This window comes from Bradyrhizobium sp. AUGA SZCCT0160 (genome assembly GCF_018130105.1).
GTDB lineage: Bacteria > Pseudomonadota > Alphaproteobacteria > Rhizobiales > Xanthobacteraceae > Bradyrhizobium.
The window spans coordinates 204559-223209 of sequence record NZ_JAFCMD010000014.1 but is presented as its reverse complement, the minus strand read 5'-3'; the positions used below and the strand labels follow the sequence as shown (position 1 = coordinate 223209).

Below are 18651 nucleotides of genomic sequence, written 5' to 3'. Positions count from 1 at the left end.
ACCCGGCCTTCCCTGCGCAATGGCTTTACGGCTTATGCCGTGCTCTCCCCGGAGACGAGTTCTTGGTTGACTCCGTCGCTGCCGTTCAGCTCTCGCCTACCCGACAGCTTGACACCTGCAACGGGTGCCAGGACCACACGGTTTTGCCGTACGCTTATCCACGCCATCGTCGAGGCGTAAACCAGCGTCCACCGCAACCCGCCCAACGTCCGTGACGACGGCCGACGCCCTCTGAGTAGGACGGGATGGGCAAACATATGCACCTGATTTGCCTTCTGGTAAACAGAAATATCTTTTATTTTGGGCTTGACATGGATTCTGGAAACCGGAAGTGATTTGCCCGTCGGGTCGTTTTGCCGCACTTAACCGTCATTGCGAGCGCAGCGAAGCAATCCATTCCTCGGCTGGGCGCGCCATGGATTGCTTCGCTGCGCTCGCAATGACGAGGAGAGAACGACATCCAAATCAAGCTTCGACGACCCCGGGAAGACCTGGACGCTGTGAGACATTGCGCCTTGCGTGAGGATCGCTTTGCCTGCCCTGCGGTTCTGCTACACTATCGCGAGACAACAAAGGAAAAACAAAATGGATCTGGGCTTGAAGGGAAGAAACGCGGTCATCCTCGGCGGCACGCGCGGCATTGGGCGGGCGATCGCCGATACGTTGGCGGGCGAAGGCGGCAATGTCGCGGTTTGCGCGCGTAACGCCGATCAGGTCGCAAGCGCCGTTACCGAACTGAAAGCGCGGGGCGTCAAGGCCACCGGCGCTTCCGTCGATATCACCGACGCGGCGGCGCTGAAATCATGGATCGGCGGCGCAGCTTCCGAACTCGGCGGCATCGACATGCTGTTCTCCAACGCCGGCGCCATGGCGCAGGGCGGCGATGTCGCATCCTGGGAGCAGAATTTCCGGCTCGACGTGCTGGGCGCCGTCAATGCGTTCGAAGCCGCGCGGCCGTTCCTCGAAGCGAGCGGCGAGAAGAGCGGCGACGCCGCCTTTGTGATCATTTCGTCAGTCTCGGCGGCACAGGCCGACAACGCCAGCTCCTACGGTCCGATCAAGGCGGCGCTGGTGCACATGGCCAAGGGCCTGGCGCGGCAATACGCGTCGAAGAAAATCCGCGTCAACGTGGTGTCGCCCGGCACGGTCTATTTCAAGGGCGGCGTCTGGAACATGATCGAGCAGAACATGCCGAAGCGCTATCAGGACGCGCTGACGCGCAACCCGACCGGCCGCATGGCGACGCCGCAGGAAATCGCCAATGCCGCCGTGTTCCTGGCGAGCCCGGCGTCGTCATTCACGACGGGGTCGAACCTCCTCGTCGATGGCGCGATCTCGAACCGGGTGAATTTCTGATACGTTACCGATCGCCAGTTGCCGGGATTGACTCGACAACTGACTCGGCGAGACTTTGGCTTGCTCTACTTTAGCTTGCTCTCCTGTGCGGAGCGCGTTATTTTGACGTCACTCAACCCTGAAAGGAGGGCCGCGCGATGATGACGTTCTTCCGGCACTATCGCCAGCGTGGCCCGGTCAACGCCCTGCAAATGCGTTTGCAGGGCTGACCAGAGACTTCTGAACTTCTTCCTGGTCTGCCCTTCGTGGCCATGCGGCGTTGCGCGTTCCTGACGCTCGCGCCGCATTCTCATTCATCGCCGCGCTTTGACACCGACATCCGACGATGGCTGCGTGCCCCGGATATCGCGATCGCCGGCAGACCAGAGAACGATCATGACGCTTATTACCATCCGCAATCTCGGCGTGACGCTGAGCGCGCCGCTGTTTTCCCGGCTGAACCTCGTCGTCAATCCCGGCGACCGGATCGGGCTTGTCGCCGCGAACGGTCGCGGAAAATCCACCCTGCTGCGCTGTATGGCAGGCACCATGGAAGCGAGCGAGGGCGAGATCACCCGATCGCGCGGGCTGACGGTCGGCTGTGTCGAGCAGTACGTGCCGGAAGCCCTGATGGAGACGCCCCTCTATGCCGCCGTGCTCGAGGCGCTCTCCGCCGAACAACGGCTCAGCGAACGCTGGCGGGTCGACGTTGCCCTGGAATCGCTCGACGTGCCCGAGGCGCTGCGGCAGCGGCCGCTGAAGCAGTTGAGCGGCGGCTGGCAGCGGCTTGCCATGCTCGCGCGCGTGCTGATGACGGAGGCCGACGTGCTGCTGCTCGACGAGCCGACCAATCATCTCGACCTCACCAGGATCAGCCAGCTTGAGAACTGGCTGATCGCGCTGCCGCGCGAGATGCCCGTCGTCATATCCAGCCACGACCGCGCCTTCCTCGATGCGACCACGAACCGGACGCTGTTCCTGCGGCCGGAGCAGTCGCAGCTGTTTTCATTGCCCTATACGCGGGCACGCGCCGCACTCCGTGAAGTGGACGCTTCCGACGAGCGGCGCTATCAGCATGACCTCAAGACCGCCCAACAGCTGCGCCAGCAAGCTGCGAAGCTGAGCAACATCGGCATCAATTCCGGCAGCGACCTGCTGTTGTCGAAAACCAGGCAGTTGAAGCAGCGGGCCGGGAAACTGGAAGATGCCGCAAAGCCCGGGCATCTCGAACGATCCGCAGGCACCATCAGGCTCGCCAATCGCGGCACCCACGCCAAGGTGATGGTGACGCTGGACGACGCCACGGTCGAGACGCCGGATGGCAGGCTGCTGTTTCGGACCGGCAAGCAGTTCATCTGCAAGGGAGACCGGATCGTGCTGCTCGGGTTGAACGGGGCAGGCAAGACCCGGTTCGTCGCCATGCTGCGCGCGGCAATCGAAAATCGAGACGCGGTGCACGCCGGCATCAAGGCCACGCAGTCGCTGGTTCTCGGCTATTGCGATCAGGCGCTTGCCGGTCTTGCTGATGCCGACACTCCGGCACACACGATCATCCGCCGCTTCGATGTCGGCGATCAGCGTGCGCGCACCTTGCTCGCAGGTGCCGGCCTCTCGATCGAGATGCAGGGCCGCCCGATCGGCCAGCTTTCCGGCGGACAGAAGGCGCGGCTGGGCATGCTGTTGCTGCGGCTTGCCCAGCCAAACTTCTATCTGCTCGATGAACCCACCAATCATCTTGACATCGAGGGGCAGGAAGCACTGGAGGCTGAACTGATGGTTCATCAGGCAAGCTGCCTGCTGGTGTCACATGACCGCAACTTCGTGCGGACGGTGGGCAATCGTTTCTGGCTGATCGACAAGAAGAAGCTGGTCGAACTGGAGGAACCGGAAGGGCTGTTTGCAGCGGTCAGTTAGCGCCGCCATGACAGCCCGTTTGCTGTGTGACACGCGTCACGGTGGCAGCCCGGCACCCGTCGTATCCCTGTCATCAGGGACGGCGGGAATGGTCTCGCTGCAGCGAAAACGGGAGACGACAATGACGAGGTCCAGGAATTCAGATCGCAACGACCAGTCGGCCCTGATCGACGACGCGCAGCTCGAGATCGTGGTGGGCGGCGCGATGGACTCCAGGCTAGCGAAGATGCTTGCGGAGCGCGCCGTTGGCGGATGGATCATGCAGGACATCTGGACCCGGCCGACGCTCGGCACCTATCACTAGGTTACGAATGAGGCCGCCTCGCCTGGCGGCACCCGCGCTTCCGGCACAGGCCCTCGAACTTGTCCGCCTTGTCGCCGAGTTCGCGAAGCGGGACCTGCTGGCGCGAAGGCCCCACCACCATCACCAGCGACTTCGCCTGCCGCAGCGCCGGGAACAGCGGATCGCTGCCCGCGGGCGGCGTCTGGTCAACGCCTTATCGCAGGCGGCTGACCAGCGCAATCAGCTCGCCTTGCCGGTGGGTATCGGTCTTGCGGAAGATTGCCTTCAGATGTGAGCGCGCGGTTTCATGCGCTACTCCCATTTCCTGCGCGACTTCTTCCAGCGACTTGCCGCCGGCCAGACACAGGGTGATGCGCGCTTCCGATGGCGTCAGGCGGAAGGCTTGGCGCAGCATCGTCAACTGTTCGGCCTCGCCTTCGTCGAAGCCGGAGAGGATGAGAATGGCGCGGGCCCCGAGAAACGGACTGCGCGCCGCGCCATCGACCGGCAGCACACGGACGACGATCGGCGGCTTGCCGGCGCGGCGGACCACGATGGGCGCGACGCCGAGCGCATCGACGTCGGATGCCGTTCGCAGCCGGTCGAGGAAATTATTGAACGCCGCCTGCGCCCGCCTGTCGCCGAGAACGAGGCGCTGCCCGATGATCCTGATATCGCCACCAAGCGCGGCTTCCGCCGGCGGATTGATGTCGACGACCGATCCGAACCGGTCGAGCGCGATCGCGGCGCGCTTGATGAAGGCCAGTGCATTGGTGATGCCGGACAGCACGCCCCTTCCGACCGCAGTGGAAAGCGTGGCGGTCTCCGTCAATCGTTGGGACAGGCCGGCAAGCGCCGCCTTTTCGGATTCGTCAAAAGCGCCCTCACCGATCGTGCGTTGGATGGAAAAACCCCACAACGCGGAGCCTGCAAAAAATCCGATAACCGCAAACCAGCGCAGCCCGAAATTGTTCGCATGCGCATACAGGGGATCGCGAAGCATTTCCGGTTCAGAGCTGAAGATGTCCTGGTCGCTGACGATCTGACGGCCCGCGAGCAACAACGGCACGCCGCGCGACGCGCGAATGTCGTTTTCGTGGAAGCGATTGTCGAAATAGGATTTGAAAAACTCCCGCCCGGACTCCGTCATCGGCACGTCGGGCGTCCTGACGTCGCTTTGAAGCAGGCATGCCGCCGCTGAGTTGCTGGCGCTGCAGATGTCCTGCATCAAGGCCGGCCACATCGCAGGATCGATCACTGCATCGCCGAGCCGGTTGCTGATCGACTGCAGCCGGCCAACGTCCACCTTCGTCCCCATTGGTCAGCCTATGCCACTTCAGCCACGCGCTTCGAAACCGGCGTGCAAGACGAGTTCATGACAACGATTCTGCGCTGCAGGTTCCGACAAGGAACCCTCCAACGCCACCCCCATTTGGGTGAGACCGGCAGGTAACGTTACCAGCGCTTTCGCAGCAGGCCGGCCAATTTTGACTCGAAGCATCGCATCGCGTCGGCTAAATTAAAGGTCACCGGGGGCTAGAGGATTCTTAAACAATCAATTTTGTTCTTCCCGGGCGGCCGCTGGATTCACATCCAGCGGCCATTTCATTTTTGCGGCATGCCGTTTTAAGGCGTGCCGTTTTAAGCGTGTCATGGCTCCGCACCTCAATGAAAATCCCGCGACGGCGGCAGGATGCGGACGTTGCGCGGATGGCGGATCTTTTGCGCCGGTGTATCGGGGTGGTCGCGGCGGTCGTCGTTGAGCGGTTCGATCAGCGCAGGGCCCGCCGGCACCGGATGCTTGCGGCTGAGGGCATCGTTGGCCAGACCAATCAGATCGTGCGAGCGGTCGAACAGCCGCTGCGCGACCAGATGCGTCACGTGTTCCGGACTGCTCTGGATGTAGCCCTCGACCAGGATCAGGCGCGCGCCCATCACTTCCTTGCGGTACTTTTCCATCACCGCCGGCCACACCACGATGTTGGCGATCCCGGTTTCATCCTCCAGCGTCATGAAGACGACGCCCTTGGCGCTGCCCGGACGCTGCCGCACCAGCACCACGCCGGCGCAGCGGGCATGACGCCGGTCGTTGCGATGCGCGATATGTTCGCAAGGCACGATGCGCTCCTTTGAAAACTTTGCGCGCAAGAATTCCATCGGATGGCCCTTCAGCGACAGCCGGATGGTCTGATAGTCGGCAACCACCTGCTCCGGCAGCGGCATGTCAGGCAGCGGTTTGGCGTTTTCGTCCGGCTGCTCGCGCGCCACTGCGGCCTCGAACAGCGGCAGCGGCACATCGTCGGGCAGCCGGCGTACCGCCCACAGCGCGGCGCGGCGGTCGAGCCCGAGCGAGCGGAACGCGTCGGCATCCGCCAGCAGGATCAGCGCGCGTTTTGGAAGTGCGGTGTCGCGGGCGAATTCCTCCAGCGAGGTGAAGGCGCGCCGCGTGCGGGCGGCGATGATGCGGTCGGCCCAGTCTTCGGTCCCACCGTCATTCGGGGGCGCGCGTAGCGCGAGCCCGGAATCCATCTTGCTCCGCGAATGCTGCCCGATGGATTCCGGGCCTGCGCCTAACGGCGCATCCCGGAATGACAGCTGAGAAGCCCTCAACCCTTCCTCATCGGGATCGGCCCATTTGAAACCATCGATCTGGCGGAACCCGAGCCGCACGGCGCAATATTTTCCTTCGCCCTCTTCCAGCGTGTTCTGCGCAAAGCTGTGGGACACGTCGATCCCGCGCACCTCGCCGCCGTTCTTGCGGGCGTCGCCGACGATCTGCGCAGGCGCATAAAAACCCATCGGCTGCGAGTTCAAGAGCCCGCAGCAGAACGCATCGGGATGGTAATGCTTGAGCCATGACGAGACATAGACAAGCTGCGCAAAACTCGCGGCATGGCTTTCCGGAAAACCGTAAGAGCCAAAACCCTTGATCTGGTTGAAGCAATTATTGGCGAACTCGGGATCGTAGCCGCGGCGGATCATGTTGCCGACCATCTTGGCTTCGAATTTGCCGATGGTTCCGAGATTGCGGAACGTTGCCATGGCGCGGCGCAATCCGTTGGCTTCCTCGGAGGTAAATTCCGCCGCCTCGATCGCGATACGCATCGCCTGTTCCTGGAACAAGGGAACGCCAAGCGTCTTGTGCAGCACGTTGCGCAACTCATCCTTGTTGCCGCCCTTTGGATAGGGATATTCGATATCCTCAGGCCGCATTTTTCGGCGCTTGAGATAGGGATGCACCATGTCGCCCTGGATCGGGCCGGGCCGCACGATCGCGACCTCGATGACGAGGTCGTAGAAGGTCCGCGGTTTTAAACGCGGCAGCATGTTCATCTGGGCGCGGCTCTCGACCTGGAACACGCCGAGCGATTCACCCCGCTGCAGCATTTGATAAACTGCGTCGTCGTCCTCCGATTTGATATCGGCCAGCTCGTATCGCTCACCCTTGTGATCGGCGATCAGATCAAAGCATTTGCGGATGCAGGTCAGCATGCCCAGCGCCAGCACGTCGACCTTCATCATGTGCAGGGCGTCGACGTCGTCCTTGTCCCATTCGATGAAGGTGCGGTCGTCCATCGCGGCGTTGCCGATCGGCACATAGGTATCGAGCCGATCCTGCGTCAGCACATAGCCGCCGACATGCTGCGACAGATGCCTTGGGAATTCGATCAGTTCGGTCGCCAGCGCCACCGCAAGCTCGATCATCGTATTCGCAGGGTCGAGCCCGGCCTGCCGGACCTGCATCTCGTTGAGGCCCTTGCCCCAGCTGCCCCACACCGTATCGGCCAGCGCGGCGGTGACGTCCTCCGTCAGCCCCAGCGCCTTGCCGACATCGCGGATCGCGCTGCGCGGCCGGTAATGGATGACGGTGGCAATGATCGCGGCGCGGTGGCGGCCGTAGCGCCGGTAGACATATTGCATCACCTCTTCGCGCCGCGAATGTTCGAAGTCGACGTCGATGTCGGGCGGCTCCAGCCGTTCCTTGGAAATGAACCGCTCGAACAACAAATCGACCTTGGTCGGATCGACCGAGGTAATGCCGAGCACATAGCAGACCGCCGAATTCGCCGCCGATCCCCTGCCCTGGCACAGGATGTTCTGGCTGCGCGCATAATGGACGATGTCGTGCACGGTGAGAAAATAATGCGCGTAGTTGAGCTCGGCGATCAGCGCCAGCTCCTTGCGCAAGGTGGCGCGAAGCGTGCCATCGATATCGCCGCCGAAATAACTGATAACACCCTGCCATGTCAGATCTTCCAGATGCTGTTGCGCGGTTTTCCCGGGCGGTACCGGCTCGTCCGGATATTGGTACTTGAGCTGGTCAAGCGAGAAATTGATACGGCCGGCAAAGCGCATGGTCTCGGCGATCGCGTCCGGCAGATCGCGAAACAGCCGCGCCATTTCCTGCGGCGGCTTGAGATAACGTTCGGCATTGGCCTCGAGCCGCTTGCCGACGGCCTCGATGGTGGTCTTCTCGCGGATGCAGGTCAGCACGTCCTGCAGCGGGCGGCGCGCAGCATCGTGATACAGCACCTCGTTGGTCGCCAGCAGCGGTACCTTTGATGTCAGCGAGATCAGATGCAGCCGCGCCAGCCGGCGGCGGTCGTCGCCTCGGTACAGGAGGCTTGCGGCCAGCCACACGCCATCGGCGCGGCTACCCTTCAGGCGGTCCAGGATTTTCAAGGCGCCGGCCGAGTCGAAGCGATGCGGCAACGTCAGCACCAGGAGCTGGCCCTCGGAAAATTCCAGGAGGTCATCCAGTTTCAGATGACACTCGCCCTTGGCGATCCGCTCAGTATCGCCGCCGCGTTTGCCGCGGGTAAGCAACTGGCACAGCCGGCCATAGGCGGCACGGTCGCGCGGATAGACTAGAATATCCGGCGTGCCGTCCACGAAGACGATGCGCGAACCGATCAGAAGCTTTGGCTTGTGCAGCACTTCCGGGTTGTCGAGCTCCTTCCAGGCGCGCACCACACCGGCCAGCGTGTTGTGATCGGCGATGCCGATCACGGGAATACCAAGCCGGCTCGCCTCATGCACATAGGCGCGCGGATCGGACCCGCCGCGCAGGAACGAAAAGTTCGTGGTGATGCCGATCTCGGCATAGGCAGGCCTGTTCATGCGAACAGCCCGTGCACGAACCATTTGGGAGATACGGGTTCACCCTCCTCGTCGCTTCTGAGTTCGCCTTCATAGAGCCCATCGCGAAAAATCCAGAACCGCAATCCCTCCGCGTCCTCGATCCGGAAATAATCCCGCGTCAGCGCCTCGCCATTCTGCTTCCACCATTCCATCGCGATGCGTTCGGGGCCTTCCACCCGCACCACCGCATGGGTGACGCGGCGCCAGGTGAATTGATGCGGCGGCCCGTCGGGCACCGACGCAAACGGCACGTTGATGGGCTCGGGCCTCTCGAACAGCCGCAGCGGCCGCAGCGGCGGCTCGGTCACGATCCGCTCGGGCCAGGCGGCCTGTGTCGCCGCGGCCAGATGGTGCTGCGCCGATACCGCCAGCACCGCTCTTTCAGGGATATGGGTGTCCTGCGGCAGGTGCACGACGACGCGCTTTCCTCCGATCCGCGCGGCGATGCGGTCGATCAGGGCGGCGAGTTCGTCATTGTCGTGGACATTGGCGTCGAGATCGCGCTGCTGCTGCACCACGATTTCGGTGCGGCTGGCGGAGAGGCGTATCAGGTCAAAGCCGAAACCGGGATCGAGCGGATCGTTCAAGGCGTCGAGCCGCTCGCGAAACAGCCGGTCGATCACCACAGGCTTCGTCACCGGACGTCCGGTATCGACCGTAATGTTGCGCACTGCGCCGTCGGTGCGGAAGAAACTCGCTTCCAGCCGCCGCGCGCCCTTGCCCTGCTTGTCCATCGCTGACACCAGCATGCCCGCGAGCGCCGACAAGTTCATCGCGATCACGGTGTCGGTGGCAACAGGCTCGGGAAAGCGTTTTTCGACGATGTAATCCGGCAAGGGTTTTCGCGGGCTGATCGGCGCATCGCCCTGCCCCAGCGCGTGTTCGAGCAAAGTCGTGAAGCCGGCGCCAAATCGCGCCGTGATCTCGTGGCGCCCGCGCGCGGCGACATCGCCGATGGTTTTCAGCCCGGCGCGGCGCAGGCCGCTGGTGATGGCGGCATCGGCGCCGAGCGCCGAGACCGGCAGCGGGCCGACGGCGTCAGCCTCCTCGCCATCGGCAATGATTTTCTCTGACGCATGGCGCGTCATCGTTCGCGCGCAGATCGAGGTGCCGGCAATAGCAGCGCTGACGACAAAACCCCTGCGGGTCAGCGCGCCGCACAGGGTCTGCAGCAGCGCGCGCTCGCCGCCGAACAGATGGGCGCAGCCGGTGATGTCGAGATAGAGCCCGTGCGGGGGATCGAGCGCCACCAGCGGCGTGAAGCGATCGCACCAGTCGGCGATATCGCCCAGCGTCCTGGCGTCCGCAACCGGATCGGCATCGAACACCGTCAATTCCGGACAGATCGCGCGGGCATTGGCAAGCGGCAGGCCGATCTCGAGGCCGGAACGCGCCGCAAGATCATCGAGCGCATAGATCTGCAGCGCGTTGTTTTGCTTGGCGACGACGACGTGAGGAGCACCGAAACTATCCGGTGGCTCAGTCGTGTTCCCTCCCCCCTTGCGGGGGAGGGTTAGGGAGAGGGGTGGCGGCGACGGCGGTGCTTGTGGCTTACCCCTCTCCCCTGCCCTCCCCCGCAAGGGGGGAGGGAGCGCACCAGTCGTGTTGCAAGAGTCGTGCTCACGCGCTGCGTCTGAAAACGCTTTGAACTGCCGCTTGATGCGGTCGATGGGCAGGCGTGGCAGCCACAGGCTGAGGATTCGCCGCCGGTTCGCTGAAAAGGCACTCATCACATTTCCATTCCATGATCCAACGCCCGACCGGGCCATGACGGTTACGAACGAGCTCGGCGTCGAACACCGGCGCGCCCCACGCATGCCAGGGAGCTGAGGGCGGCGAATGCGCCGCGCGCACGATCCACCTTGTCTCCGCGGTCGAGGGCTGCGGCACAGCAGCCAGCCGCAACAGCAATGCGGTGACGCCGGAGGCTTGCGCGGCCAATGTCAGTTTGCGGCTGGCGACGAGATCGAGCTGGCGCGGCTCGCCCCAGACTTCCAGCACCACGGCGCCGAGCGCATCGCAGGCCAGCGCGTCGGCGGCGGTCCGTAGCGCCGCGTCGGCATCGGCGGCGCGCACGGTGACCAGCAGCCGCGGATCAAGGCCGAGTTCGGCGAGCCCGCTCATCGACAGCGCGCCGGATTCAATTTCCGAAAAATCCGGCCGCACCCAGACCAGCGGCCGGCGCGATGTCAGCCGTCCCGCAAGGCCCGCGATAAATCCCGTCGCCGCCGCACCCTGATGTCCTTCGGCAAAGACTTCATGCACCGCGGCGCGGGCAAGGCCGCCGCACAGCGTCGCATCGGCCTCGGCATGGCCGAGTGCCACTTTATGAAGCGCGTGCGTATCCGCGCCCGCCTCGATGCGTTCGATGCGGCCGCGCAAACGCGCAAGCGTGTTTAGGCGTGCGCCGGTCATGCGCCGTTCCCTTAAAGAAATCGTGGCCATCGCTGGTTTTGAAATGAACCCGCTGCTGGCTCATTTGTTCATGATATGTTCTAATATAAAGCTAACAGGGCCCAAGGAGTCAATCGGGAATACTACCCAGGCGATTCATGAGTGGAATCAAAGGGATTCAATAATGGACGTGCAACGCAAGCTGGAAATCCTGGCTGATGCCGCCAAATACGACGCCTCCTGCGCCTCCAGCGGCACCGAGAAGCGGGATTCCAGCGACGGCAAGGGCCTCGGCTCGACCGCGCCTGGCATGGGCATCTGCCATTCCTATGCGCCGGACGGACGCTGCATCTCGCTGCTCAAAGTCCTGCTCACCAATGCCTGCAACTACGATTGCCTTTATTGCGTCAACCGCACCTCTTCGAACGTGCCGCGCGCGCGCTTCACCGTCGATGAAGTCGTGAAGCTGACGATCGACTTCTATCGACGCAATTACATCGAGGGCCTGTTTCTCTCCTCCGGCATCATCCGCAGTGCCGACTACACCATGGAGCAAGTGGTGTCCGTCGCGCGAAAACTGCGCGAGGAGCATCTCTTCCGCGGCTACATCCATCTGAAAACCATTCCGGAAGCCGATGATGCGCTGATCACCGAGGCCGGCAAATATGCCGACCGGCTCAGCATCAACATCGAAGTGCCCGAGGAAGCCAGCCTTGCCAAACTCGCGCCGGAAAAGGACGTGCGCGCGATCCGCCGCACCATGGGCCGGCTGCGGCTCAAGCTCGATGAGGCGCAAGAAAATAACAGCAGCAACGACAAGACCATAACAAAGGCAAAGCCGCCGCGCTTCGCGCCGGCCGGGCAGAGCACGCAGATGATCATCGGCGCGGATGCGGCCGACGACAAAACCATTCTCCATACCAGCGCCAATCTCTATGGCTCCTACAAACTCAAGCGCGTCTATTATTCCGCCTTCAGCCCGATCCCGGATGCCAGCCGCGCGTTGCCGCTGGCGGCTCCGCCGCTGGTCAGGGAGCACCGGCTTTATCAGGCCGACTGGTTGATGCGGTTCTATGGTTTCGACGTCGGCGAGATCGTTGATGAAAGCGCCGGCATGCTGCCGCTCGATATCGATCCGAAACTTGCCTGGGCATTGCGGCACCGCGAGCGCTTTCCGCTCGATGTAAACCGCGCCAGCCGCGAGGACCTGCTGCGGGTGCCCGGCTTCGGCCGCAAGGCCGTCGACCGCATCATCGCCACGCGCCGCGTCACTTCCATCCGTGCGGCCGATCTCGCCCGGCTGCACATCCCGAAGAACAAGGCGCTGCCATTCATCGTTCTCAGTGATCACCGCCCGCAGCCTCATCTGCTCGACGGAGCGAAGCTGGCGGAGCGCTTCAGGCCGAAGGCGACGCAATTGGGGTTTGGATTCTAAACACACCGTCATGGCCGGGCTTGTCCCGGCCATCCACGTCTTTTCCTCCGCACCAAGGGAAGACGTGGATGCCCGGGGACAAGCCCGGGCATGACGAAGGAGACAGGCGGCATTTATGCACACCATCACCCTCGAGCACGAAACCGATTTTGACGGCTGGCGCAAAGCAGCGCGAACACTGGTGCTGAATGACGTAAGCCCGGCCGACGTGACATGGCGTGTGCAAGGCGACGCGCCTGGATTGTTTGAATCGACCACCCCACTCCCCGACCCGCCAAATGCGACTTTCAACGTCCCGGCCAAATTCGTCGAGCTGGCGAAAGCCGCGATCCTTCATCGCAACAGCGAACGCTTTGCCATCCTCTATCGCCTGCTGTGGCGGCTGCGCGGCAACCACGACCTGCTTGTCGTCGCGACCGATCTGGATGTAGCACGCGTTAGCGCGATGGCGAAGGCCGTACATCGCGACGAGCACAAGATGCACGCCTTCGTCCGCTTCCGCGAAATCGGCCGCGAACAGAAATCGCATTTCGTCGCCTGGTTCGAGCCGGAGCATCATATCGTCGAACTGGCAGCGCCGTTCTTCGCCCGCCGCTTTGCCGACATGCCGTGGTCGATCCTGACGCCTGACGTCTGCGCGCATTGGGACGGCCATGCCGTCTCGATCACGCCGGGGGTAGCCAAGGCCGAGGCGCCGACCGAAGATCGGCTCGAGGAAACCTGGCGGCGTTACTACGCCAGCATCTTCAATCCCGCCCGGCTGAAGGTGAAGGCCATGCAGGCCGAAATGCCGAAGCGATATTGGCGGAACCTGCCGGAGGCCTCGTTGATTAAGCCTCTAATCGCAAATGCCGAACGTACCGCCAGCGCCATGATCGCGCATGCTGCGACCGAACCGCATAAATCGCAGAAGCGGCAGGAACCGCCGATGAAACGCAAACAGGCTGCCGACGACATCGAAACCCTGCGGGAAGAAGCCGCCGATTGCCGCGCCTGCCCGCTCTGGAAGGACGCCACACAAACCGTGTTCGGCGAAGGCCCACAAGCCGCCCAGGTCATGCTGGTCGGCGAACAGCCCGGCGACAAGGAAGATCTCGCGGGCAAGCCGTTCGTCGGCCCGGCCGGCCAGATGCTGGACCGGGCGCTGGATGAGGCCGGCATCGACCGTTCAAAGGTCTACGTCACCAATGCCGTGAAGCATTTCAAGTTTGTGCCGCGCGGAAAAATCCGCCTGCACCAGAAACCGAACACACCCGAGATCAAGGCTTGCCGGCAATGGTACGAACGCGAACGCGCCGCCATCAAACCGGCCTTGGTGGTGGCGATGGGCGCTACCGCGGCGCAGAGCGTGTTCGGCAAAATCACGCCGATCAACAAAAGCCGCGGACGCCTGATTGATCTCGAAGACGGCACGACGGCGCTTGTCACCGTGCACCCGTCCTATTTGCTGCGGCTGCCGGACGCCGACGCCAAGGCGCGGGAATATCAGCGCTTCGTGGCCGATCTCAAAATCGCGGCAGCCTTGCTGCGAAAATCGGCGCACGCTGCCTGAATTTTCCCGCATCCCAAAGCGTTTTCCAGCGAAGTGGATTTCGGCTCGCGTCAAGAAAACGCGTCAAACCAAGAATCTATAGCCAGTTCCGATTCAATCGGAACTGGCTATAGGGGAACCGCAAAATCCCGTTACCGCCCCCTCGAAAACTGACAAATAAATGTACAACCTTCAATTGATCGATGATACTATCTCATTCTCTTGGGGAGGGGTTGGGGCGTCCTGTTCACGCCATGACGTTCCCATGGGGTCGGCGCGCTGTGCGGTTTCCTCTAGCCCCGGTGCCGTGCAGCGCGCGACCTGTCTTTGCCATCATCTTGGCCATCATCTCTTGCGGCGATCGACCCTGCTCGCAGCTTCTCGCCTTGAGCATTGCCCGGCAGGCGCGGCAACGCCAAACTGCCGGCAGATTCAAGCCGCGCGTAAATCCGACATCCCCGCCATCATGCGCATCGAACGCGTGGAAGGCTATGTGCGCCTGGTCGGCCGATGGGACGCCGAACAGCACGCCGCTGAAATCGAAAACCCGTCGTCCCGATATCTGGCGGCGCACGATGAAACGGACATTGCCGGATTTGCCATTTTACAGGGCATCGGAAGCGCCAACCAATGCGTGCGGCTCAGGCGCATCGCGGTTGGAACTCCCGGGCGCGGCCTCGGATCGGGCCTGCTGCGATCGGTCCTGCAAATCTGTTTCGAGGATGTGGCAGCGCATCGCGTCGAACTCGTTGTATTCGTTGAGAATGAACGGGCCTACCGGACGTACCTCAAAACCGGGTTTAGCGAGGAAGGCGTGGTTCGCGATTTGCACCGGGACCCCGACGGAACGTTCCGGTCGATGCGCCTGATGTCCATACTGAGAAGGGAATGGGCAACGCGCCTGTGACACGCGCATCAGCGCAACGCTGCATCGCGCCAAGCCATCCGCACTGCGACATCCTGTCATCTAAGCTTCAACTCCATCGGTCAAAGATTAACCGCCGTTAGTATTTCAGGGGGTTTGCCATGACCGATATGACGCTCAATTCATCGATCGGGGCACCGATCCAGCCGGCTTCGAGGCCCAATCTCGACAAGGGTTTCAATCCGCTCACGATGATCCTGTTTTTCGGCATTCTCGCTGCCGGGTTCTTGTTCGTGGTCTACAGCATCTATGTCGACGTCGAAGCCACCGGCGCCAAGGTGACGACCTACCTGCCCTACATCCTGCTGCTGATCGCGCTCTTGATCGCGCTCGGTTTCGAGTTCGTCAACGGCTTCCACGATACCGCCAATGCGGTCGCGACCGTGATCTACACCCACTCGCTGCCGGCCGAATTTGCCGTGATGTGGTCGGGCTTCTTCAACTTCCTCGGCGTGCTGCTGTCCTCGGGCGCGGTCGCGTTCGGTATCGTCTCGCTGCTGCCCGTCGAACTGATCCTGCAGGTCGGAAGCAGCGCCGGCTTTGCGATGGTGTTCGCGCTCTTGATCGCCGCGATCGTGTGGAACCTCGGCACCTGGTGGCTGTGCCTGCCGGCTTCCTCTTCGCATACCCTGATCGGTTCGATCATCGGCGTCGGCATCGCCAACGCTGTCATGCGCGGCCGCGACGGCACCTCGGGCGTCGACTGGACCAAGGCCACCGAAATCGGTTACGCGCTGCTGCTGTCGCCGCTGTTCGGTTTCTGCATGGCCGCCATCCTGCTCCTGGTCCTGAAGTTCATCGTGCGCAACCCCGCGCTCTATTCGGCACCCGAAGGCAACAAGCCGCCGCCGCTGTGGATCCGCAGCATCCTGATCGCCACCTGTACCGGCGTCAGCTTCGCGCATGGCTCGAACGACGGCCAGAAGGGCATGGGCCTGATCATGCTGATCCTGATCGGCACCGTGCCGACCGCCTACGCGCTGAACCGCGCGCTGCCGGAATCGCAGATCGTCCAGTTCCAGAAGACCTCCGAGGCGGCCTCGAAGGTGATCGCCGCCAAGGGCGCCGGCCACAGCATCATCGGCGATCCCCGCCCGGCGGTGACGCAATATGTCGCCGCACGCAAGATCAGCGAAGGCACTTACCCGTCGCTGGCCGCGCTGGTGAAGGATGTCGGCGACCAGGTGCAGAAATACGGCTCGCTCAACAAGGTGCCGGCTGAAGCCGTCGGCAACACCCGTAACGACATGTACCTGACCTCGGAAGCGATCCGCTTTTTGATGAAGGACAAGGAAAACGACCTCAAGAAGGAAGAGGTCGCCACCCTCAACGCCTACAAGGCCTCGCTCGACAGCGCCACCAAGTTCATCCCGACCTGGGTCAAGATCGCGGTCGCGATCGCGCTCGGCCTCGGCACCATGATCGGCTGGAAGCGCATCGTCATCACCGTCGGCGAAAAGATCGGCAAGACCCACCTGACCTACGCGCAGGGCGCCTCCGCCGAACTCGTTGCCGCCGGCACCATCGGCGCCGCCGACATCTTCGGCCTGCCGGTCTCGACCACCCACGTGCTGTCGTCGGGTGTCGCCGGAACAATGGCGGCTAACGGTTCCGGCCTGCAGCTAGCCACCATCCGCAACCTACTGATGGCCTGGGTGCTGACGCTGCCGGCCGCGATCATGCTGTCGGCCAGCCTCTACGTGCTGTTCTCGTATATTTTCTGACGACACGAGAGACGTCAGCGGCCTGTTTTTCCGCTGCAACGCAATAGAAAAGCCCGCGCCTCCGGCGCGGGCTTTTTTTGCGTGCTGCAAAATCCAGGTCAGTTTGAAGAATGGCGCCTATTACTCCGCTTGGGAGTCAGTGTATTCACCATCTGGGCCAAATTGCTTTAGCCAATCGTTCCGACTCGGCAGATCGACGATCTTGGGCAAGTAAGACCGCTCCTCATATTGATCCTTGGGCAGGATCATGGAGCTCCTTTCGTAGCGCACCATGACGAGCTTCTCATCGTAGAGAAACATCCCTCTGGGGTAGTTCGTCATACCGGGAGCCTTTTGAAGTATCCTTCAATTATGCGCTCCGGAGGATTGGTTTTCCAGCCCTACGGGCTGCCACAGCATGGCCGGGGGTTTCGGCCTGCGAATTCCAGCAGCGCCGAAACTCAAACGATCAAGTGCAGAACCGTCGGTCCCTAGAAAGCCCAATTTCCCGAAGGGGCTGGCGGGCAATCCGGCGCCGGACCAATCCACTCCAGCCGCTAAACCAACGCGTAAGGAAATTCGGGCATGATCGGTTCAAGCTGAACCGAAGCTCGCGATTTCATACCGCGTCATGTTTCACGCGAACCAGTATCTCCTTCGTCTCCCCTCAATCATTTCGCCAAAAAACAAAACGCCTGCATGGACATGCAGGCGTTCTCTCAAGTTCTTGCGAAACATCATCAAGCCGTTGGCCGTCACGCCGGCATCGCGTTCTCCACCAGCTTGATCCAGTACGACGTGCCGTGGACGATCGCCTCGTCGTTGAAATTGTATTCGGGGTGATGCAGGCCCGCGGTATCGCCATTGCCGCAGAAGATGAACGCGCCCGGCCGCGCTTCCAGCATGTAGGAAAAGTCCTCCGCGCCCATCAGCGGCGGGGTCTCATGCACATTGGCCTCGCCCGCGATCTCCCTCGCGATCCGCGTGGCGAACTCGGTTTGCGAAGCATGGTTCACCGTCACGGGATAACCACGCTTGTAGGTGAGGTCGATCTTGGCGCCGGTGATCTGCGCCACGCCAGCGACCACCTCGTGCACGCGCTTCTCGACCAATGCACGAACTTCCGGAGTCAACGTCCTGATCGTGCCGCGTAATTCGGCGGTTTGCGGAATCACGTTGCGGGCGTGGCCAGCCTGGAACTCGCAGACCGAAATCACCGCCGACTCCAGCGGATCGATGCTGCGCGACACGATCGACTGCAGCGCGGTGACCACCTGTGCGCCTACCAGCACGGAATCGATGCAGATGTGTGGGCGTGCCGCGTGGCCGCCAAGCCCGGTGATTTTGATGTCGAGTTCATCGGTCGCCGCCATGATCGGGCCGGTGCGAATGGCGAAGCTGCCGACCGGAATGCCCGGACCATTGTGCATGCCGAAGACCTGCTCGATGCCGAAACGGTCCATCAGGCCGTCCTTGATCATCGCGTCGGCGCCCGCGCCACCCTCTTCGGCGGGCTGGAAGATCACGACCGCATCGCCGGCGAAATTGCGGGTCTCGGCGAGATAGCGGGCGGCCCCTAACAGCATCGCGGTGTGGCCGTCATGGCCGCAGGCATGCATCTTGCCGGGATTCCTGGAGGCATAAGGCAGGTTGGTCGCCTCCTCGATCGGCAGCGCGTCCATGTCGGCGCGCAGCCCGATCACCTTGATGTCGCCCTTGCCGGCTGGCTTCTTGCCCTTGATGACGCCGACCACACCGGTACGGCCGAGGCCGGTCGTGACCTCGTCGCAGCCGAATTCGCGCAACCGGTCCGCCACGAATGCCGCAGTGCGGTGCACGTCATACAGCAATTCGGGGTGTTGATGGATATCGCGGCGCCAGGCCTGAATATCGGGTTGAAGGTCGGCGACACGATTGACAATGGGCATTGCAAATTCTCTGCTTCCGGGTTGAACGCTTGCCTGTCTAGCATGCAAGACGTGCTCCACC

The 18651-nt window shown here is 62.5% G+C and carries 12 protein-coding genes; 7 read left to right on the top strand and 5 right to left on the bottom strand.

Features of this window, described 5'->3' with window-relative positions; genetic code table 11:
• The first annotated feature begins 585 nt into the window (after window positions 1–585).
• The 3 genes from JQ558_RS22735 to JQ558_RS22725 all read left to right on the top strand — a co-directional run bounded on the left by JQ558_RS22735 (window position 586) and on the right by JQ558_RS22725 (window position 3553).
• Entirely contained in the window at window positions 586–1356 is a 771-nt protein-coding gene (locus JQ558_RS22735; protein ID WP_212295185.1) for an SDR family NAD(P)-dependent oxidoreductase, read from the top strand.
• A gap of 375 nt (window positions 1357–1731) precedes the next feature.
• Window positions 1732–3249 carry an ABC-F family ATP-binding cassette domain-containing protein gene (locus JQ558_RS22730; RefSeq protein WP_212295183.1) on the top strand — a complete coding sequence of 506 codons (1518 nt, stop codon included), beginning with the start codon at window positions 1732–1734 and terminating at the stop codon, window positions 3247–3249.
• A gap of 121 nt (window positions 3250–3370) precedes the next feature.
• Window positions 3371–3553 (top strand): hypothetical protein, encoded by a 183-nt coding sequence (locus tag JQ558_RS22725; RefSeq protein ID WP_212295181.1) that lies wholly within the window; start codon window positions 3371–3373, stop codon window positions 3551–3553.
• A 193-nt stretch (window positions 3554–3746) separates the two neighbouring features.
• On the opposite strand, the gene JQ558_RS22720 is transcribed toward JQ558_RS22725, so the two are convergent.
• From JQ558_RS22720 to JQ558_RS22705, 4 genes are all read right to left on the bottom strand, one after another.
• Complete coding sequence (locus tag JQ558_RS22720) at window positions 3747–4850, bottom strand: helix-turn-helix transcriptional regulator (RefSeq protein WP_212205261.1); 1104 nt, start codon at window positions 4848–4850, stop codon at window positions 3747–3749.
• A gap of 347 nt (window positions 4851–5197) precedes the next feature.
• On the bottom strand, window positions 5198–8653 hold the full coding sequence (locus JQ558_RS22715; protein WP_212295179.1) for an error-prone DNA polymerase: 3456 nt from the start codon (window positions 8651–8653) through the stop codon (window positions 5198–5200).
• Window positions 8650–10404 (bottom strand): Y-family DNA polymerase, encoded by a 1755-nt coding sequence (locus JQ558_RS22710; RefSeq protein ID WP_409410565.1) that lies wholly within the window; start codon window positions 10402–10404, stop codon window positions 8650–8652. Before JQ558_RS22710 ends, JQ558_RS22715 begins: the two co-directional genes overlap by 4 nt.
• A complete protein-coding gene (locus JQ558_RS22705; protein WP_212295175.1) occupies window positions 10295–11089 on the bottom strand; it encodes an ImuA family protein in 795 nt (264 codons plus the stop codon). Before JQ558_RS22705 ends, JQ558_RS22710 begins: the two co-directional genes overlap by 110 nt.
• A gap of 163 nt (window positions 11090–11252) precedes the next feature.
• On the opposite strand from JQ558_RS22705, the gene JQ558_RS22700 reads away from it, so the two are divergent.
• The 4 genes from JQ558_RS22700 (at window position 11253) to JQ558_RS22685 (ending at window position 16683) form a co-directional block, all read left to right on the top strand.
• Window positions 11253–12503, top strand: a complete 1251-nt coding sequence (locus JQ558_RS22700) for a putative DNA modification/repair radical SAM protein (protein WP_212295173.1) — start codon at window positions 11253–11255, stop codon at window positions 12501–12503.
• Between the two features lie 115 nt (window positions 12504–12618).
• Window positions 12619–14055 carry a UdgX family uracil-DNA binding protein gene (locus JQ558_RS22695; protein ID WP_212295171.1) on the top strand — a complete coding sequence of 479 codons (1437 nt, stop codon included), beginning with the start codon at window positions 12619–12621 and terminating at the stop codon, window positions 14053–14055.
• 244 nt (window positions 14056–14299) lie between these two features.
• Window positions 14300–14941, top strand: coding sequence for a GNAT family N-acetyltransferase (locus JQ558_RS22690; RefSeq protein WP_212205251.1), 642 nt, complete (start codon window positions 14300–14302; stop codon window positions 14939–14941).
• A gap of 119 nt (window positions 14942–15060) precedes the next feature.
• A complete protein-coding gene (locus tag JQ558_RS22685) occupies window positions 15061–16683 on the top strand; it encodes an inorganic phosphate transporter (RefSeq protein ID WP_212295169.1) in 1623 nt (540 codons plus the stop codon).
• 734 nt (window positions 16684–17417) lie between these two features.
• Here JQ558_RS22685 and JQ558_RS22680 read toward each other — a convergent pair.
• Entirely contained in the window at window positions 17418–18590 is a 1173-nt protein-coding gene (locus tag JQ558_RS22680) for a M20 aminoacylase family protein (RefSeq protein WP_212205249.1), read from the bottom strand.
• Window positions 18591–18651: the final 61 nt, after the last annotated feature.

Coding starts and splice junctions, on each gene's coding strand:
- JQ558_RS22690 (WP_212205251.1), top strand. CDS start 14,300: ATGGGGTCGGCGCGCTGTGCGGTTTCCTCTAGCCCCGGTGCCGTGCAG.
- JQ558_RS22700 (WP_212295173.1), top strand. CDS start 11,253: ATGGACGTGCAACGCAAGCTGGAAATCCTGGCTGATGCCGCCAAATAC.
- JQ558_RS22685 (WP_212295169.1), top strand. CDS start 15,061: ATGACCGATATGACGCTCAATTCATCGATCGGGGCACCGATCCAGCCG.
- JQ558_RS22695 (WP_212295171.1), top strand. CDS start 12,619: ATGCACACCATCACCCTCGAGCACGAAACCGATTTTGACGGCTGGCGC.
- JQ558_RS22710 (WP_409410565.1), bottom strand. CDS start 10,404: ATGAGTGCCTTTTCAGCGAACCGGCGGCGAATCCTCAGCCTGTGGCTG.
- JQ558_RS22680 (WP_212205249.1), bottom strand. CDS start 18,590: ATGCCCATTGTCAATCGTGTCGCCGACCTTCAACCCGATATTCAGGCC.
- JQ558_RS22730 (WP_212295183.1), top strand. CDS start 1,732: ATGACGCTTATTACCATCCGCAATCTCGGCGTGACGCTGAGCGCGCCG.
- JQ558_RS22715 (WP_212295179.1), bottom strand. CDS start 8,653: ATGAACAGGCCTGCCTATGCCGAGATCGGCATCACCACGAACTTTTCG.
- JQ558_RS22735 (WP_212295185.1), top strand. CDS start 586: ATGGATCTGGGCTTGAAGGGAAGAAACGCGGTCATCCTCGGCGGCACG.
- JQ558_RS22705 (WP_212295175.1), bottom strand. CDS start 11,089: ATGACCGGCGCACGCCTAAACACGCTTGCGCGTTTGCGCGGCCGCATC.
- JQ558_RS22725 (WP_212295181.1), top strand. CDS start 3,371: ATGACGAGGTCCAGGAATTCAGATCGCAACGACCAGTCGGCCCTGATC.
- JQ558_RS22720 (WP_212205261.1), bottom strand. CDS start 4,850: ATGGGGACGAAGGTGGACGTTGGCCGGCTGCAGTCGATCAGCAACCGG.